Source organism: Maledivibacter halophilus (assembly GCF_900167445.1).
GTDB lineage: Bacteria > Bacillota > Clostridia > Peptostreptococcales > Caminicellaceae > Maledivibacter > Maledivibacter halophilus.
On record NZ_FUZT01000005.1, the window covers coordinates 142638 to 160165 of the forward strand.

19 protein-coding genes are annotated in these 17528 nt (G+C 30.0%); 2 read left to right on the forward strand and 17 right to left on the reverse strand.

Annotated elements, in window-relative coordinates; all coding sequences use genetic code 11:
* Positions 1–138: 138 nt before the first annotated feature.
* Entirely contained in the window at positions 139–966 is an 828-nt protein-coding gene (locus B5X81_RS10995; RefSeq protein WP_079491737.1) for a MerR family transcriptional regulator, read from the reverse strand.
* A 92-nt stretch (positions 967–1058) separates the two neighbouring features.
* On the opposite strand from B5X81_RS10995, the gene B5X81_RS11000 reads away from it, so the two are divergent.
* Positions 1059–2384: an MATE family efflux transporter gene (locus B5X81_RS11000; protein WP_079491738.1), complete on the forward strand. Its 1326-nt coding sequence runs from the start codon at positions 1059–1061 to the stop codon at positions 2382–2384.
* Between the two features lie 152 nt (positions 2385–2536).
* Here B5X81_RS11000 and B5X81_RS27820 read toward each other — a convergent pair whose 3' ends face one another.
* Positions 2537–2686: a hypothetical protein gene (locus B5X81_RS27820; RefSeq protein WP_208985040.1), complete on the reverse strand. Its 150-nt coding sequence runs from the start codon at positions 2684–2686 to the stop codon at positions 2537–2539.
* 451 nt (positions 2687–3137) lie between these two features.
* Here B5X81_RS27820 and B5X81_RS11005 point away from each other — a divergent pair, with 451 nt between their 5' ends.
* On the forward strand, positions 3138–4673 hold the full coding sequence (locus B5X81_RS11005; RefSeq protein ID WP_079491740.1) for a recombinase family protein: 1536 nt from the start codon (positions 3138–3140) through the stop codon (positions 4671–4673).
* Positions 4674–4681: 8 nt separating this feature from the next.
* Here B5X81_RS11005 and B5X81_RS11010 read toward each other — a convergent pair whose 3' ends face one another.
* The 15 genes from B5X81_RS11010 to B5X81_RS11075 form a co-directional block, all read right to left on the reverse strand.
* Positions 4682–5122, reverse strand: coding sequence for a sigma-70 family RNA polymerase sigma factor (locus B5X81_RS11010; RefSeq protein ID WP_079491741.1), 441 nt, complete (start codon positions 5120–5122; stop codon positions 4682–4684).
* A gap of 92 nt (positions 5123–5214) precedes the next feature.
* Positions 5215–6909 carry a peptidoglycan D,D-transpeptidase FtsI family protein gene (locus B5X81_RS11015; protein WP_079491743.1) on the reverse strand — a complete coding sequence of 565 codons (1695 nt, stop codon included), beginning with the start codon at positions 6907–6909 and terminating at the stop codon, positions 5215–5217.
* Positions 6910–6968: 59 nt separating this feature from the next.
* Positions 6969–7616: a uridine kinase gene (gene udk / locus B5X81_RS11020; protein WP_208985041.1), complete on the reverse strand. Its 648-nt coding sequence runs from the start codon at positions 7614–7616 to the stop codon at positions 6969–6971.
* A gap of 1 nt (position 7617) precedes the next feature.
* The gene (locus tag B5X81_RS11025; RefSeq protein ID WP_330397370.1) at positions 7618–8853 is read right to left on the reverse strand and encodes a peptidase U32 family protein; all 1236 of its coding nucleotides are present in this window, start codon (positions 8851–8853) and stop codon (positions 7618–7620) included.
* Complete coding sequence (locus B5X81_RS11030) at positions 8846–9517, reverse strand: O-methyltransferase (protein WP_334293309.1); 672 nt, start codon at positions 9515–9517, stop codon at positions 8846–8848. The genes B5X81_RS11025 and B5X81_RS11030 overlap by 8 nt, the downstream gene beginning before the upstream one ends.
* 138 nt (positions 9518–9655) lie before the next feature.
* Positions 9656–10699 carry an endolytic transglycosylase MltG gene (gene mltG, locus B5X81_RS11035; RefSeq protein ID WP_170917379.1) on the reverse strand — a complete coding sequence of 348 codons (1044 nt, stop codon included), beginning with the start codon at positions 10697–10699 and terminating at the stop codon, positions 9656–9658.
* 224 nt (positions 10700–10923) lie between these two features.
* Positions 10924–11520 (reverse strand): lysine exporter LysO family protein, encoded by a 597-nt coding sequence (locus B5X81_RS11040; RefSeq protein WP_079491749.1) that lies wholly within the window; start codon positions 11518–11520, stop codon positions 10924–10926.
* Positions 11521–11522: 2 nt separating this feature from the next.
* Positions 11523–11810: a LysO family transporter gene (locus B5X81_RS11045; RefSeq protein WP_079491751.1), complete on the reverse strand. Its 288-nt coding sequence runs from the start codon at positions 11808–11810 to the stop codon at positions 11523–11525.
* Positions 11811–11995: 185 nt separating this feature from the next.
* Entirely contained in the window at positions 11996–13663 is a 1668-nt protein-coding gene (locus tag B5X81_RS11050) for a ribonuclease J (protein ID WP_079491752.1), read from the reverse strand.
* Between the two features lie 511 nt (positions 13664–14174).
* On the reverse strand, positions 14175–14609 hold the full coding sequence (locus tag B5X81_RS11055; RefSeq protein ID WP_079491754.1) for a Fur family transcriptional regulator: 435 nt from the start codon (positions 14607–14609) through the stop codon (positions 14175–14177).
* 100 nt (positions 14610–14709) lie between these two features.
* A complete protein-coding gene (locus tag B5X81_RS27415) occupies positions 14710–14883 on the reverse strand; it encodes a hypothetical protein (protein ID WP_170917380.1) in 174 nt (57 codons plus the stop codon).
* Between the two features lie 101 nt (positions 14884–14984).
* Positions 14985–15686, reverse strand: coding sequence for a DNA/RNA nuclease SfsA (gene sfsA, locus B5X81_RS11060; RefSeq protein ID WP_079491755.1), 702 nt, complete (start codon positions 15684–15686; stop codon positions 14985–14987).
* A 132-nt stretch (positions 15687–15818) separates the two neighbouring features.
* Positions 15819–16064 (reverse strand): DUF1292 domain-containing protein, encoded by a 246-nt coding sequence (locus B5X81_RS11065; RefSeq protein ID WP_079491757.1) that lies wholly within the window; start codon positions 16062–16064, stop codon positions 15819–15821.
* Positions 16065–16131: 67 nt separating this feature from the next.
* Entirely contained in the window at positions 16132–16551 is a 420-nt protein-coding gene (ruvX, locus tag B5X81_RS11070; RefSeq protein WP_079491758.1) for a Holliday junction resolvase RuvX, read from the reverse strand.
* Positions 16552–16568: 17 nt separating this feature from the next.
* A complete protein-coding gene (locus B5X81_RS11075) occupies positions 16569–17516 on the reverse strand; it encodes an aldo/keto reductase (RefSeq protein ID WP_079491760.1) in 948 nt (315 codons plus the stop codon).
* Between the last annotated feature and the right edge of the window lie 12 nt (positions 17517–17528).

Genomic DNA, 17528 nt, shown 5'->3' on the forward strand with positions numbered 1-17528 from the left:
TTTAATATTTTACTACTGTTTCCTTTCATTTTTAGCCTCTTCCTAAAAATTTAAAGAAGATCATATAAAAATAGAGCATATAAGAATAGGAAAGTAAGCTATTATCAGATGATGAAAGAAAAGGTACCCGGTATCTTTTTATTTAATTTTTTGTACTTGTATAGATAGCTCTATTAAATATTTTTCCTGTGATTGAGCTGAAAGATATCCTATAAGTTCATTTTCATAACCATCTCCAATAATTTCATATCCACTTTGTTCTATAAAATCTATTAGCTTTTTATAAGAAATATGTGTTGTATCATAACTTCCTCTATGATTAATACATGCATAAATCCCCTTTGGTTTAACATTCACATCATCAGTTATAGTTTTATTATCTATAACAATATAAATAGCATTTATGTTATTAAACTTTTCATTAAGTATGTCTTCCTTTTTTATAATCCCTCCAATGGAATTTCCATTATCAAATACTTCTTTTTCCCTACAACGATTAATAAAATCAATAATTTTTGCCATTATTTCTTTATAATCCTTACTTTCAACACTAGAAGTTAAAATATATGTAGGGTCACACCTTTTGAAATAAGGTTCCTTAATAAGCCGCTGCTTAATAGCTTTTTCTAACTTTAAAGATTTATTTTCTATTTTGTTGCTAATATGTCTTAGCTTATTAATTTGATTCTTTATTGCTTCATTTTTATTCTTAAGTAGCTCTACTAAACCTTCTATATCTTTGTCACTTAGATATTCCTTAATCTCTTTTAGTGGTACTCCCATTTCTTTCAAGCTTATTAATGTATCTAATGCCTCAAATTGACTTAAAGAATAGTACCTGAAATTATTTTCATCCTTATACATAGGAGAAAAAATACCATACTTATCATAATAAATTAAAGTCTGCTTAGATACATTTACTAGCTTTGCAAACTCTCCTGTAGAAAAATATTCTTTATTCTTCATATTTATAATTCCTTTCAAAAAATCCTTGACTATATAGTTACTATATACCTTATTATTCTATTAGTAAACACTTAGAACAAGGAGGATTATACATGGAAAATACATTTTCTCAAAAAACATCATTAAAAGAATTCTTTAAATTTATTTCCCCACCAATTCTCTCTATGCTTTTTTTATCATTGTATACAATTATGGATGGTATATTTGTATCTCACAAAGTTGGATCTGACGCATTAGCTAGTATTAACATTGTACTCCCTATGGTTAACTTATTGTGTGGTATTGGTGTTATGTTGGCAACTGGTGGTAGTGCTTTAATATCTATTTCATTAGGGAAAAACAACTTAAAAGAAGCTAATAATGGATTTAGCTTAATTCTTTTATTTTCTTTGATAATTGGCGTTATATTTAGTGTCTTAGGACTTGTATTTAATGAAAAAATTTTTTCCCTTTTAGGTGCCACAGAAGCTTTAATGAATTATTGTAAGAATTATGGAATAATAATTTTATTATGTGCTCCATTCTATATACTTAAAATGATTTTTGAGTATTTTACAAGAGTGGATGGTGCCTTTAACTTTAGTCTATTAGCTTCTTTATTAGGTGGATTAATTGATTTAATACTTAATTATGTATTCATATATCACTTAAATTTTGGTATTAAAGGTGCCGCTTTATCAACACTTATTGGCTCTGCTTTTTCTACTATTTTATGTTCCTTATATTTTATAAGTAAAAAATCCACATTAAAATATGTTAAGCCATCATTAGACTTAAGGTTATTGAAAGATACTATATATAATGGTTCATCTGAAATGGTAACTCAGTTATCTGTCGCAATAACTACATTGTTGTTTAATTACACTGCCCTTAAATATGCTGGTGAAAGCGGGGTAGCGGCAATTACAATAATATTGTTTATTCAATTCGTAATGACATCAGTCTATTTAGGACATATAGCAGGTATTTCTCCTATTATTAGTTTTAATTATGGTGCTAAAAATCAAAAAAAAATTAAAGAATATAATTTATATTCAAAAGTTTTTGTTATGATATCTTCATTAATTATATTTATTATTTGTTCTGTTTTTTCTCCAATTATTGTTAAGATATTCATCTCCAAAACAAATATTGTATATAATATAACATTGAAAGGATTAAAAATTTTTGCTTTTTCATTTTTAGCTACAGGTTTAAATATTTATACCTCTGGATTGTTTACAGCTTTATCTAATGGAAAGATTTCAGCATTACTTTCTTTTTCAAGAACCTTTATATTTTGTATTATAGGTTTTTGGGTATTACCTAGTCTTTTTAAACTAAATGGATTATGGTTAGTAGTTCCATTTGCAGAATTTTCATCGCTCTTTGTTTCATTATTCTTTTTAAAAAGATATAAAAGAGTTTATTTATATTAGAAAATTACATAATTGAAACCATTAGAAATTCTATTTGAAATTGATTACAAAATAACTTCATCCCACTTATGAATTATTAACAAATAGCATGAAAATGTTGTTGGCTTTTCATGGTATTTGTTTATTCAATTATATTAAGTTAGGAAACATATCTATACATAGGATATCTTTATCGTCATTACCATTTGAATTCGATTTATGATCTCTTTGTATTTTAATTTATTGATTTTTAGCTTATCTGTATTAAAGTTTAAAACATCTATATATATTGATATTGCTGCCATTACCCCTATTCTTTCCAAGTATTCTTATGAAGCATTCTGCATTTCCATAATTTTAAAATGCTTCCCCACAAAACCGCAGTTACAGCGATACGGTGAACCAAGCCATATCCAAAATCTTTAGTTAAAATTATTACACATATTCTAATGCAAGTAAAATCATAACTGCTTTTAAATAACAGCTTTTATTCCTACACCAAAAATCATATAATTGTAATAAGGTTTATATAGTAAAACTTAATTTATACATATGAAAATATCCAATGCTTCTAAGGATTTTTCATGGGTATAAATTAAAGTCTTTACTTAAATCCCTATAATTAAGATATAATTAGATAATTTAAATTTAGGACAACTGCATAATATATATAGTAGTCTTCTAGAGCTTTTAAAGCTGGATATAGTAGATGGCTTTTGCAAAAGGTAATTATGCAGTTTCTTTTATTAACAAAACAACAAAAAGGTGATAGCTATGGAAAAAATCTGTATGTATTTACGTAAATCTAGAGCCGATGAAGAAGCTGAAAAACGTGGTGAAGGGGAAACCTTATCAAAGCATAGAAAAATATTACTTCAAACGGCAAAAAAATTAAATTTAAATATAGTTAAAATCCGTGAAGAGATTGTATCTGGAGAAAGTCTTATGCATAGGCCAGAAATGCTAGAACTTTTAAAGGAAGTTGAAAAAAGCATTTATGATGCAGTTCTAGTTATGGATATGGATAGGCTAGGTCGTGGTAATATGCAGGAGCAAGGCCTTATCTTGGAAACCTTTAAAAAATCTAGAACTAAAATAATAACTCCTAGAAAAACCTATGACCTAGAAGATGAATTTGATGAAGAATATTCAGAGTTTGAAGCCTTTATGGCCAGGAAGGAATTAAAGATTATTAACCGCAGACTTCAGCGTGGTAGAATTCGTTCTGTTGAAGATGGGAACTATATATCACCCAATCCTCCTTATGGATATCTTATTCATGAAACAAAGGATTTTAGAACCCTCAGGCCCCATCCACAGCAAGCCCCAATAGTTAAAATGGTCTTTGATTTATATGTAAATAAAGGCCTTGGCGGGGGGAAAATTGCCAATAGATTAAATGAACTGGGATACACTACATATACAGGCAAAAAGTGGCATAATAGCTCTGTTCTTATAATAATTAAAAATCCCGTTTATAAAGGTAAAGTTATATGGAAGAAAAAAGAAATAAAGAAATCCAATAATCCTAATAAAGTTAAAGATACAAAAACTAGACCTATAGAAGAATGGATTATCGCAGATGGTAAGCATGAAGCCCTTATATCGGAAGAATTGTTTGATAAAGCCCAAAGGATACTAAACAAAAGAACCCATGTACCATACAATACTAAAATCATAAATCCCTTAGCCGGCATAATAAAATGCGGTATTTGCAGTAGAAACATGGTATATAGAGAGTACAGTCATGCAGCTCCTCGCATTTTATGCTACAATTCCCTTTGCAGTAATAAAAGCACTAGATTTGAATATGTTGAAGAAAAAATACTTGAAGGGTTAAATGAGTGGCTTAATAAATATAAAATTAAATGGAATGATGAATATATCAATGCTGCAAGTGATGATAATTCTATGATAGATATTTTTATGAAAACCCATAATAAATTGAAAAATGAACTTGAAGAATTATCTAAACAAAAGGGGAATTTACATGATTTATTAGAGCGTGGAATATACAATGTTGATACATATTTAGATAGAAGTCAAATATTAATAGAAAGAATTGACAGCACTAACCAATCTATTGAAAAAGTATTAAAGGATATAGAAATGGAAAAGCAAAAAAACTTGGCTCAAAAAAATATTATTCCAAAGGTAGAAAAAGTTCTAGATATTTACCCTAAAACCAAAAGTTCCTATAAAAAAAATAAGCTGCTAAAATCAATTCTTGAAAAAGCAGTTTATACAAGGTTCCCTAATCAAAAAAGCAATGAATTTACCCTAGACCTTTATCCTAAGCTAACTAAGTGACTATAGCATTAATGTGTATAAAGGGTTGATGGTAATTCATTGCCCTCTTTATCTATTCCTATAGGTTCTTGAATAGATACTTCGTTTTTGATTTTTTTACCAGCTCTTATTGTCATTAATATTTCATTTTCTATACACCTAGCAGCATAAGTAGCTAGTCTTGTACCCTTATCTGCATCAAAGGTAGTTATTGCCTTTATCAGACCAATTGTACCAATAGATATTAGATCGTCAACATTATAACCTGTATTATGGTATTTTTTTACTACATGGGCAACTAGCCTTAAATTTTTTTCAATCAGTATATTTTTAGCTTTTTCATCTCCCCTAGAATACAATGATATATATTTTTTTTCTTCATCGGGGCTAAGCGGCTTAGGAAATGAAGTATTATTCGTTACAAATGCTGATAAAAGAAATAAAGGAAGTGATAAAAAAGTTAACCACATACGGCTGCCACCTCCATATTTTTGGTCACTATAAATTATATGTTTTGAGTTTGCCTTTTGTGCATGTCTTGAATTTATTTTTTATATTGTTTTCACATTCCCATATCTAGCATTCTCTCAGCAATATCTTTAAACAGAGGAGTGGCTATTCTTCCTCCACTTCCTTTATCTTCAACAATTATTGTTACTACATATTCAGATTTTTCACCTAAAAAGAAACCAGTAAACCATGCATGAACAGTCTCACCATTTTTCCCAACAGCTTCTGCTGAGCCTGTTTTACCATAACTCTCTACTCCTTTTATATTAGCTCTTTTTCCTGTACCACTTTCCACAACCTTTTTCATCATTCTCTTTATTTTATTGGATGTATCACTGGAAATAACTCTTTCAATTTTTCTATTATCATAATCAATCAAAGTTTTATTATTATCATCTACTAATCTATCTACAAGTCTTACACCAACATCTATACCATCATTTGCAATTACGTTTGTAAATCTTGCAACCTGAAGAGGTGTTACCTGGACTGTCCCTTGTCCAATTGCTATATTCCCTATACCTGGACCCTTAACATAATCATCAGATGGTAAAATGCCCTTCGTTTCCTCTTTAAGCATTATTCCCGTTTTTTCTCCAATTCCAAATTTTTTAGCAGTTTCAAGAAGTTTTTCTCCTCCTAAAGTCTGTGTTGCCTGTATAAATGCGGAATTACATGATAATGAAAAAGCATCTTCAAAGGTCAGCTCTCCATGTCCACCCCTTTCGTAGCTGTTGCATTTAATCATATTTACACCTAACATTTCATATCCATTGCAAACTAGTTTATCATTTAAATCAATAACATCATTCTCCAATAAAGCTGCAGTAACAACTACTTTAAAAACTGAACCGGGAGGATATGAAATCTGAACAGCTTTATTGAACAATTCCTTTTCATTACTATTTAAATGAGCTCCTACATCGTTTTGATTATAGTTTGGTCTACTTGTCATTGCTAAAATTTTCCCTGATTTACTATCTAAAACAACTATACTTCCCAAGTATTTATTTTTATCCAGTTCATCTTCACATATTTTTTGTATATCAATATCTAATGTAGTGATAATATTCTTTTTAAGTTTTTCTTTTTCTTCCATAACAATATAACCAAAGCCGGGTATAATTCTATTTTGGGCATCAAGTATAGCACCTACTCTTTTCTCTCTATTTTCCCCAAGCTCTTTATTAAATGATTTTTCAAGTCCTGAAACACCAGTGTTTTTAGATTTATTTATATATCCCACTACATGGGATGCCAATCCTTTTTCATCATATCTTTCAAAACGTTCTACAGAGGCTGCTCCTTTATTTCTTAGAATTTCCATTATCAACTCTTCATTATAATTTTCAATAGGAAGTTCAACCCTATTTCCCTTTGACATAATACCAATGATTTCATTTTTCCCTATATTGGTTAACTCCTGTATAACATCGATACTATGACTATCCAGACTAATTCCAGGTTCTAATATTAAATATTTTTTTTTAGTCATATTAGTTAATAATTTTCTGTTTCTGTCATAAATCCTTCCCCTATCCGCTATAGTTTCTATTACTTTAAACCATTGCTCAAAGGCCCTTTTACTATAATCTTGGCCTTTAATAATCTGTATATAAAATAATCGTACAATTAATAGGCATAAAACAAAGGACACAGTAATAAAAATAGTAAAAATTCTTTTCTTCCTTACACAGGTGTATTTATTTTTCCTTGTACTTACATTTTCCTTTTCGTTTTTATCCATAAAAAAACCTCCTATTAGGATACTCTAAGTATTGCCATATAGGAGAAGGGGTATACTTTTTATATATAAGAATTATTATTTTTCTGTTTTTCAGAAATTATAGCTTTTACCTTTGCTACTACTATATCAATTGCCACTTTATTATGCCCGCCTTCTGGTATAATTATATCAGCATATTTTTTGCTTGGTTCAATAAACTGTTGATGAGCAGGTTTTACAGTTTTTAAATATTGAGTTATTACCGACTCTAAACTTCTATCTCTATCTGTTATATCTCTTAATATTCTTCTAATAACCCTTACATCAGCATCAGTATCTACAAAAATTTTTATGTCCATTAAATCCCTTAATCTTTCATCCTCTAAAATCATTATTCCTTCTAATATTATAATATCTTTAGGAATCACTCTTATTGTTTTATCTCTTCTTATATGATTAGAAAAATCATATATTGGTTTTTCTATAGGTTTACAATCAAGTAAAATATTTAAATGCTCAAGCAGCAAATCGGTATCAAATGCCAAAGGATGATCATAATTTGTTTTAGTTCTCTCTTCAAAAGATAAATGCTTTTGATCCTTATAGTATGAATCCTGTTCAATAATACATATGTTTTTCTCAGACAGACTCTCATATATGGCCCTTGTAACTGTAGTTTTCCCAGAACCAGTCCCCCCTGTAATTCCAATCAGAATCGGCCTATTCAAATTAATCATCCTCCCTTTTCTTCCTCAATATATAATACTTATCTACAGGCCTATCCATTCTTATTTTTATCTTTTGTTGTGCATGGGGAGCCACATCTATTTCTTTATCTTTTTCATCTAGGATTATTTCAATATTCTGATTAAATCCTTCATAACTTGGACCTATTACTTCAATATTATCGCCCTTAAAAATCCTATTTCTTTGTTCAATTAGGGCCATACCAGTATTTTCATCATACTCAAGTACAATACCTATAAAATCATATTCCCTTATGTATGAGCTGGAAGCATATAATTGATCCTCTTCAGTTGGCTTATTTAAGTAAAAGCCTGTTGTAAATTTCCTGTGGCTTACTTTTTTAAGCTCTTCTAACCACTTAGAATCAAAATTATAGTTTTCAGGTGCTTTCATATATTCATCAATTGCCTTTCTGTATACCCTTACAGTATTGGCAACATAATATATACTTTTCATACGACCTTCAATTTTCAAACTATTTATTCCGGAATTTATTACCTCAGGGATATGCTTTATCATACATAAATCCTTAGAATTAAAGAAATATGTCCCCTTTTCGTCTTCTACAACGGGAATATATTCACCAGGTCTTTTTTCTTCAACAATATAATAATTCCATCTGCAGGGGTGAGCACATTCTCCCCTATTGGCATCCCTACCAGCCATATAATTACTTAATAAACATCTTCCTGAATAAGAAATACACATGGCACCATGGATAAAGCCTTCTAGTTCCAAATCATCTGGTACATTTTCCCGTATTTCTTTTATTTCTCCAAAGGATAATTCCCTAGCCATTACTATTCTTTTAACACCTTGCTCATACCAGAAATTAGCACTCATATAATTCGTATTATTGGCCTGAGTACTTAAATGTATTTCCAAATCCCCGGCATATTTTTTTACATACATAAGGGTTCCAGGATCAGAAAGTATTACTGCATCAATATTCAATTCACTTAGCTTTTTTAAGTATTCCGGCAATTCCTTTAAATCTTCGTTATGGGGAATAATATTTATTGTAACATATACCTTTTTTCCTCTTTCGTGGGCAAATTTTATTCCTTCTTCCATATCTTCTATTGAAAAATTCTTTGCACTGGCACGAAGTCCAAATATTTGTCCTCCAATATATACTGCATCAGCCCCATAAATACATGCAAATTTTAGTTTTTCTAAATCTCCAGCAGGAGCTAACAACTCAATTTTTCTATTCACCATAATTCCCTCCTAATTTATATGTTAATGCAACACCGTCACCTATAGGTATAATACTTGTAGTAAGTCTAGGATGATTTGATATGTAATTTAAATATTTTCTCATTCTCTTAACTATTGTTATCTTTCTTCTTACTACATATTGGTTAGATGCAACCATTCCCTTATATAATACATTATCTGAAACAATAATTCCATTATCATTTAATCTATCTATACATGATAATAAAAATTTTTGATAATGTCCCTTAGCAGCATCTAAAAAAATCATATCAAATTTTCCTTCAATCTGTGGCAGTACTTCTCTTCCATCCCCTAATAAAATATCTATATTAGCCTTTTGTCCTGCTTTTTTAATATTATTCTTAGCAAGATTATACATATCTTCACTTTTTTCAATAGTTACTATTTTCCCTTCATTTCCCATGGCCCTAGAAAAAATTAAAGCTGAATATCCTATTGCTGTTCCCACCTCTAAAATGCTTTTAACCTTACTTATCTTTATTATCACATCCAAAAACTTTGCCACCTCAGGATGAACAATAGGAATATTGTTATCCCTTGCAAATTCTTCCATTTCTTTTATTATACCTTTATTTTCAGGGAGCATATCCCTTATATATCCTTCAACTAATTTATCTACAATATTACTCAATATAAACACTCCTTTATCCAAGACCTTTAATAACGCTTTTGTAGTTCTAAATTGTAAGTCCTAAATTTTCATGTATTACCTTTAGTATTATAAGCAAAATTAATACGTGGCTGCTACCACGTATTAGTTTTTCCAAAATTTTAAAAATTAATTATATCTATTCTTTGCCTTTAAGTGTTCATTATATGTTTTGCTAAATACATGGGAACCATCTCCCTTAGCCACAAAATATAAAAACTTGGTATCATCAGGAAATAGTGCGGCATATATTGAGGCCTTTCCAGGTGATGCTATTGGCATAGGAGGAAGTCCTAAATTTTTATAGGTATTGTATGGTGAATTGATTTCCAAATCATCATAGGTTAATTGCTCTTTTCTTTCACCTAAGGCGTATTGAACAGTTGCACAGGACTGAAGTAACATTTTATTCTTCAATCTATTATGAAATACACTTGAAATTATTGGCCTTTCCTCTTCTACCCTAGCTTCTCTTTCAATAATGGATGCCAAAACAATAACATCCTTTACACTCATATTCAGCTCTTTAGCCCTCTCATAATACTCTTTTTTAAAGATACTATCAAATCTGTTTAACATCTTTAAAACTATTTCTTCTTCAGTTATATCATTTGTAACCTGATAAGTATCAGGAAAAAGAAAACCTTCTAATCTATTCTTGCCTTTAGGAATTCCCTTTAAAAAGTCAAAGTCAAAATCCCCATTACCTATAATATCCTGCAGCTTCTCTTTATTAAGATCAACATTTTTATTACCTGCAAGCCTTTCTATTATTTGTTTTACTTCAAAGCCCTCAGGTATTGTAATTTTTATGGATTCAACATAAATCTCACCTTTTACTAGCTTATCAGCTATTTCATCTAAATCCATTGCTTTGCTTAATTTATAATTTCCCGCTTTAAATTTCCCACCAATTTTTCTCTGTTTTGATATAAGCCTAAAATAAAACCCATTTCTAATAAGCTCGTTTTCCTTTAAAATATCAGCTATTTTAGCAGTAGAAGCTCCTTTAGGTATATTAATAATAATATTCTCAGAATTTGTCTTATCTACAGGTAATTTCAAGGAGTTATAGTATTGGTATCCTCCATATACACCGATTACCAAAAGGATAATTAATACTAGATTAATTTTTTTGATTATTTTTTTCGTTTTCTTCGTAGAGGTGTTCATAATATTTCCTCCAAGGTCTAAAATTATTCTTGAATTTCTTATATTATTATACATTTCACGTCAAAATTTTACAAGTTATTCTTTCTCATTTTAAAAAGAACCCAAAATATCAGGTTCTATAAACTCATAAAATAATCTAATGTATATATTAGAATCAAGATTAATACTTGTCTATTTATTTTAGCAATAAAACTTGCAAAAAAGCAGCCTCTTTATCATAAAGCTTAATTAAAACTAATTATCAAAGGTACTAGTATAGGTACAAGCATAGACAATACTACCCCCGAGAAAAAAGCTAATATGGCTATGCTGCTATTTGTTGCCTTTGTAATAACAGGTAATAATGTATCCATAGAAGGTGCTCCAGCAGCAGCAATAGTTTCTATATGCCCTATTTTTTTTGCAATTATTGGTATAAGAATAAGAGCTATAACCTCCCTTGATACATTAGCTAAAAAAGCTATAGTACCAAGTTCAGCACTATATTTTGAAAGCTCAATTGCCGACAATGAATACCAGCCTAAGCCAGCTCCCACAGCCACAGATTCAAATAAAGAAAGTTTTAAAAAGAAACTTGCTAATACACTTCCAAATAATGTTCCTAGCACTACTGTAATTGGAATTAAAAGAATTTTTAGGCCATACTTTTTAATATTATTAAAAGTATCCTTATTCTTGCCAATATCAATTCCAACAAAAAATAATAGCAAACATAAACCAAAATCAATTATAAAATCAATATTCTGAACCACCATTTCCGGAGCAATAAAGTACCCAAATACAATTCCAACAACTATAGATATTAATATGTGTATAGTCATAACTACTTTACCTCCTCTTTAGAAAGTATGAAATTCGAAATCAATTTTACCCCCAATACACTAAACCCAATTGAAAAAATCGATATAATTATAGCACTAAATCCCAATTTATGAAAAGACGAAAGAACTTCTTTATTTATACCAATTTTAATACCCATAACAAATAGTAAAAACAATAAACAGATATATTGAATAGTACTGATTTTACTAAATATTTTTTCAGAAACTAAATCCTTATAACCAAATAAAGCACCTAATAAAATGATCATAATATAAAGCAATATTTTCATATACCTAACTCCTTACAAAATTTATTTTGGTCTTTAAAAAATTTTATTTAAAAACTAATTTAGGATTACACTCAAATTATACTAAATTTTAAGCTTATTTAAAACCTAAACTGTTAATTTAAAGAATAAAAAAAGCTGAAAGATTATTTCAAAGATTTAATAATCTTCCAGCTTTTTTTTATTTTTTAAACTTCCATAATAATTGGTAATATCATCGGACGCCTTTTTGTTTTTTGGTATAAATAACCCTTTAGTACATCCTTTATTACAGATTTTAATGTAGCCCATTCTTTAACATTGTTACTCTCGCATTTTTTCAATCCTTCTCTTACAACTAGCTTCGCTCCATCGATTAAATCTTCTGATTCTCTAACATATACGAATCCTCTAGATATAATATCCGGTCCTGCTATAACCTTTCCATCCTCTTTGGAAATAGTAACTACTACTACCATTAATCCATCTTCTGAAAGATGCTTCCTATCTCTTAAAACTATATTTCCAACATCTCCTACTCCCAGTCCATCAACTAATATATTTCCTGAATCTACTGTTCCTGCGATTCTTGCAGAATCATTTGACAATTCAATAACCTTTCCATTATCTATTACAAATATATTATCTCTTGCCATACCTAATGATTCTGCCAATGAAGCATGCTGTCTTAAATGTCTATACTCACCATGAACAGGTATAAAATACTTAGGTTTTACTAAAGAATGAATCAGTTTTAACTCTTCCTGACACGCGTGTCCAGAAACATGTACATCAGCTAAGGATTCATAGATAACATCTGCTCCCTTTTCAAACAATAGATTAATCACATTTGACACCTTTATTTCATTTCCAGGGATTGGAGTAGCTGATATTATAACCTTATCTCCAGGTTGTATTTCCATTTTTCTGTGTTCTGAAGACGCCATCCTAGATAAAGCAGACATTGGCTCTCCTTGACTTCCAGTTGTTATTACAACAATCTCATTGTCTGGATATTTGTTTAAATCACTGACATCAATAATCATATCCTTAGGAACATTTAAATATCCCAGTTCTATAGCTACATTTGCCACATTTACCATACTTCGCCCTGAAAAAGCAACTTTTCTATTAAAGGTTAATGCAGCATTAATAATTTGCTGTACCCTATGAACATTTGAAGCAAATGTAGCAACAATTATTCTCGATTCAACATTTTTAAATATATTTTCGAAGGTTTCACCAACTGTTCTCTCAGACATTGTATATCCTGGTCTCTCAACATTTGTACTATCAGCCAGTAATGCTAAGACTCCCTCACTACCCAGCTGGGCAAATCTATGAAGATTCATAATATCTCCATCTATAGGAGTATAATCTATTTTAAAATCTCCAGTGTGAATTATTTTTCCTAATGGGGTATCTATAGCTAAACTCACTGCATCCGGTATACTATGACTTGTCTTTATAAATTCAACTTTAAACCTTCCTAATTTTATAATATCACCGGGCTTAACAATATTCATGTTTACATCACTAAGCATATTATGCTCTTTAAATTTATTTTCAACCAATCCCAAAGTTAGTTTTGTTCCATATATGGGAACATTAACTTTTTTTAGTACATAAGGCAATGCTCCAATATGATCTTCGTGTCCGTGGGTGAGCACTATTGCTTTAACCCTCTCCCTATTCTTTAATAAATAACTTATGTCAGGTATTACAACATCTATACCTAACATCTCATCCTCAGGAAAACTTAAACCACAATCAACAATTATTATTTCATTCTTATATTCAATCACGGTCATATTTTTCCCTATTTCATTTAATCCCCCCAGGGGAATTATCTTTAATTTTGCATCCTTTCTTTGCACATTATCACTCTCCTAGTCTATCTTAAAAATAATCAACTTCAGGGTTTAATAAATTAGAAATAAAAATGTAAAAACATTCATTATTTACCTTGAAATTTATAATTATATTCACACCGAATATATTCATATCAAAATTGCACAATTAAATTCATTATACTTTATGTCATATTATTTAGCAAGAAATAGACTCTTTTAAAAGTTTAAAATACAGTCTATTTCCTATATTAAAGCTAAATTATGTATATGGGCTGTTCCTTTTTAAACTACACTAAAATTTATCAACTTAAACGAAAAGGTTATTTCTTTATAATTTTATTATGTACCTAATTACTTTTTTTCATAATATATAAAATAAAATATATTTCCCAAAATATTAATATATTATATGTATATGATTATCCTTCAAAAATGACATTATTTTTCCGTTGAATTCAAATAAGTTATCCATAATATTGTAACAAATAGGAATTTTAGCAAATAAAAATAAACCCTGCAACTGAAGCTACAGGGTTTATTTACACTTAGAGCACACACCAAAGAATTTTACTTTATGATCCTTTATTTCAAAACCATAATTTTTTTCAATTTCTTCTTCTAAATGTTCTAATAAGTCAACCTCAACTTCTATCACTTCACCACATTTCGTACATATAACATGATGGTGCTGATGGTCATCACTGTTAATATTTAGTTCATATCTTGCACATCCATCGTCAAAATTTATCTTGGTTATAATCTCTAAATCATCCAAGAGTTGTAAAGTTCTATATACTGTAGCAAGGCCAATTTCCGGGCAATCCTTTTTCACATAGTCATATACTTCCTCACTACATAAATGCTTTCCTTGATTTGATATTATTGTATTTAAAACTGCTCTTCTCTGGGGAGTAAGCTTGTAGCCCTTTTCCTTCAAAACATCCCTTAATTTATCAACAGAATCTATCATTGTATAACCTCTCTTATCAATTAATAATATCCTGATAATTATAAGTGTAACCATTTAATAATCAATTGTCAATAATAATATGAAATTATCAGACTATACCTTAATCCTTATTTATATCTAATGGACACTTTTTATCACCTTTTTTATTGATACTAAACAAACTACAGCCCTGGCATTCAGAGCATTTATTAGGTAAATTAATTAAAGCATTACACCGAGGGCATCTTTTAGCTGTTATAGCATTAATTTCCAATCCGCAACTTTTACACTTCACAGTTGGCCCTCCTTATCATCTGATAATGATTGTCACTTATAAATATATAGTAACACTTTTAAACATCTTTTGCAACTAATTATTTATCTTATACCCTTTTTTCAATTTATAATAACAGGTATTTTTTGTTTTATTTCTATCGCTTCTATTGTAACATCACATATATAGGCATAAAATTCAACCCCCTTTAGATATGCTTGTTTTACAGCATCCGCAAAACTTTCATCCATATCTCTATTGGGAGTAAATAACACAGCATCATTTCTTTGTACAATGAAAAAAACAACAGCCCTATATCCTTCTTCCTTTGCCTTTATAAGTTCTAAAATATGCTTACGACCTCTTTCAGTGGGAGCATCAGGAAATGTGGCTGTTCCATTATCTTTAACAAGAGTAGCACATTTACATTCTACTAAAACCTTTTCCCTATTATTGCTTAGCCCTATATCGAATCTGCTATTTATATACTTAACTTCCCTCTTAATATAATCATACTTACCAAAATCCTCTAAGCTTACTTCTCTAAAGGCCTTTTCAATAAGTATATTAGGCATTTTGGAATCTATAAGTACTAATGTATCATTTTTATAAACCATAACCAAATCATAATTTGTTTTTCTATTGGAATTATCAACTTTTCTCACAATAACCCTTGTTCCTTTAATTAAAAGTTCTTTCATTCTTCCAGTATTAGCAACATGGGCTACTTGAACCTTATCTTCTATTTTAATATGAGCTATAAATCTATTAATTCTTTCTAAAAAAATTCCTTCCATTAATTGGCCCTTTATTTCAACCTTCAAAATTATGCCTCCCAAAACAAAGCCCCTTAGTTATTTTGTTAGTTCTAAGTTCAAAGTTCTAAGTTTTGCGGCCATTCTTTTAGGTATTAAAAAAATGACCCTAATCTTAGAACTTACCACTTAGAACTTTCTCTACTCCTCCATAAGCTCCTCATAAGCCTTTGCCACCAAGTCTATCTCTTTATCACTTTCAACATATTGCAGTACTTCTTCTCCATCTTCTTCTATTATTTTGAAAACCAATCCTTCGTTAGTATCTTCATTTAAAGGAAGTAGTATTGCATATTCAGTTTCATTTACTTCTAAAGTTGCTATGACCTCAAATTCCGTCTCTTTATTATTCTCATCTACCAATCTTATAATATTTTCCTTATTCATATTATTTTCACCTCATTTTTTCTATTCACTATAGGGATTTAAGTAAAGACCCTAGAGTTGTTTATCTTTATAACTTGTTCTTATTGCTATCCAAATACCCCTGTAAAATATATACTGCTGCAATTTTATCTATAACTTTTTTTCTTTTTTTCCTGCTCACATCAGCGGATATTAGCATTTTTTCAGCTGCAACAGTAGTCAATCTTTCATCCCATAAAACAACTTCAATATCAATTTTATCCTTTATCTTATCAACAAAGCTCAAAACCTTCTCACCTTGGGGTCCAAGGGTTCCATTCATGTTTTTAGGAAGTCCTACTACTAGCTTTGTGACATTTTTTTCCGATATTAATTCCCTTAACCTGTTTATTGCCACTTTATTACCAGTTCTTTTTATTGTTTCAACACCTTGGGCAGTTAATCCTAATAAATCACTTACTGCAACACCAATGGTCTTATCTCCTACATCTAAACCCATTAATCTCATATTTTAGTATTTCTCCTTTATACTACTTTGATACAAAACTGAGGACAATAGCTACTACAATATCCACACAATACACATTTTTCTTCATCAACTACCAATTTATCTTCTACTATTTTTAAGGCATTTAACTTACAAGCCTCAACACATCTGCCACATCTTTCACACCAAAACCCAATATGAAGCCTTCTATTCTTAGTTGATAAACTCCTTAAAACCTCTTCAGGTATCTTTTCTCCATTGAATCTACTGACATTGGCAATTACTTCTTCTACTCTTTGCATACCAACAGCTATTGAGTCAAGAAAAGGAAGATTCAACACAAAATCAAAGCATTCATCTATTGAATTTAGCAAATTTCCTCCTCCAAGGGGCTTCATACCATATATACCCTTGTTATTCTTCTTAGCAGCCTTTATTGCATCCATCATATCATTTAAGCTTCCATCCATTATACCTAATCCGTTTTTATTTATAATAGGATGAATCACCTCTATTTCTTCCATATTCGCTGCTGCATTAACTGCTGCTACAGCATGAGTTGAAATTCCAACGGCCCTTATATACCCCTTTTCTTTCATTTTCATGTAATATTTCAAGGCTTCATAATGTCCTTTAAGGGTGTACTTACTTTCCTGTTCATGCAAGAGAAAAATATCTATATAGTCCCTATCCAGTTCCTTTAAGGCTTTTTTAAGACTTTTTTCAGCGGTTTCATTTGAATAGGCATAGGATTTTGTTGACACAACAATATCCTTATTAGTAGATTTTAAAGCTTCCCTTATGTGTCCATAGGTTTCATATAGCTCAGCAGTATCTATAAAATTAACGCCCCTATTAAAGGCCTCAGCTATTACCCTTCCACCTTCCTTAATTGATAAATTAGCCTGCAGTGGTCCTACAGTTAACCCTCCAAAACAAAGCTTTGACACCTTTATTCCCGTATTACCTAAAACATTATATTCCATTACTAATACCTT

What these genes read in the sequence shown, in the direction of transcription:
- B5X81_RS10995 (WP_079491737.1), bottom strand. Translation starts at nt 966, where the DNA reads ATGAAGAATAAAGAATATTTTTCTACAGGAGAGTTTGCAAAGCTAGTA.
- B5X81_RS11000 (WP_079491738.1), top strand. Translation starts at nt 1,059, where the DNA reads ATGGAAAATACATTTTCTCAAAAAACATCATTAAAAGAATTCTTTAAA.
- B5X81_RS11005 (WP_079491740.1), top strand. Translation starts at nt 3,138, where the DNA reads ATGGAAAAAATCTGTATGTATTTACGTAAATCTAGAGCCGATGAAGAA.
- B5X81_RS11010 (WP_079491741.1), bottom strand. Translation starts at nt 5,122, where the DNA reads ATGTGGTTAACTTTTTTATCACTTCCTTTATTTCTTTTATCAGCATTT.
- B5X81_RS11015 (WP_079491743.1), bottom strand. Translation starts at nt 6,909, where the DNA reads ATGGATAAAAACGAAAAGGAAAATGTAAGTACAAGGAAAAATAAATAC.
- mltG (WP_170917379.1), bottom strand. Translation starts at nt 10,699, where the DNA reads ATGAACACCTCTACGAAGAAAACGAAAAAAATAATCAAAAAAATTAAT.
- B5X81_RS11040 (WP_079491749.1), bottom strand. Translation starts at nt 11,520, where the DNA reads ATGACTATACACATATTAATATCTATAGTTGTTGGAATTGTATTTGGG.
- B5X81_RS11045 (WP_079491751.1), bottom strand. Translation starts at nt 11,810, where the DNA reads ATGAAAATATTGCTTTATATTATGATCATTTTATTAGGTGCTTTATTT.
- B5X81_RS11055 (WP_079491754.1), bottom strand. Translation starts at nt 14,609, where the DNA reads ATGATAGATTCTGTTGATAAATTAAGGGATGTTTTGAAGGAAAAGGGC.
- B5X81_RS11065 (WP_079491757.1), bottom strand. Translation starts at nt 16,064, where the DNA reads ATGAATAAGGAAAATATTATAAGATTGGTAGATGAGAATAATAAAGAG.
- ruvX (WP_079491758.1), bottom strand. Translation starts at nt 16,551, where the DNA reads ATGAGATTAATGGGTTTAGATGTAGGAGATAAGACCATTGGTGTTGCA.
- B5X81_RS11075 (WP_079491760.1), bottom strand. Translation starts at nt 17,516, where the DNA reads ATGGAATATAATGTTTTAGGTAATACGGGAATAAAGGTGTCAAAGCTT.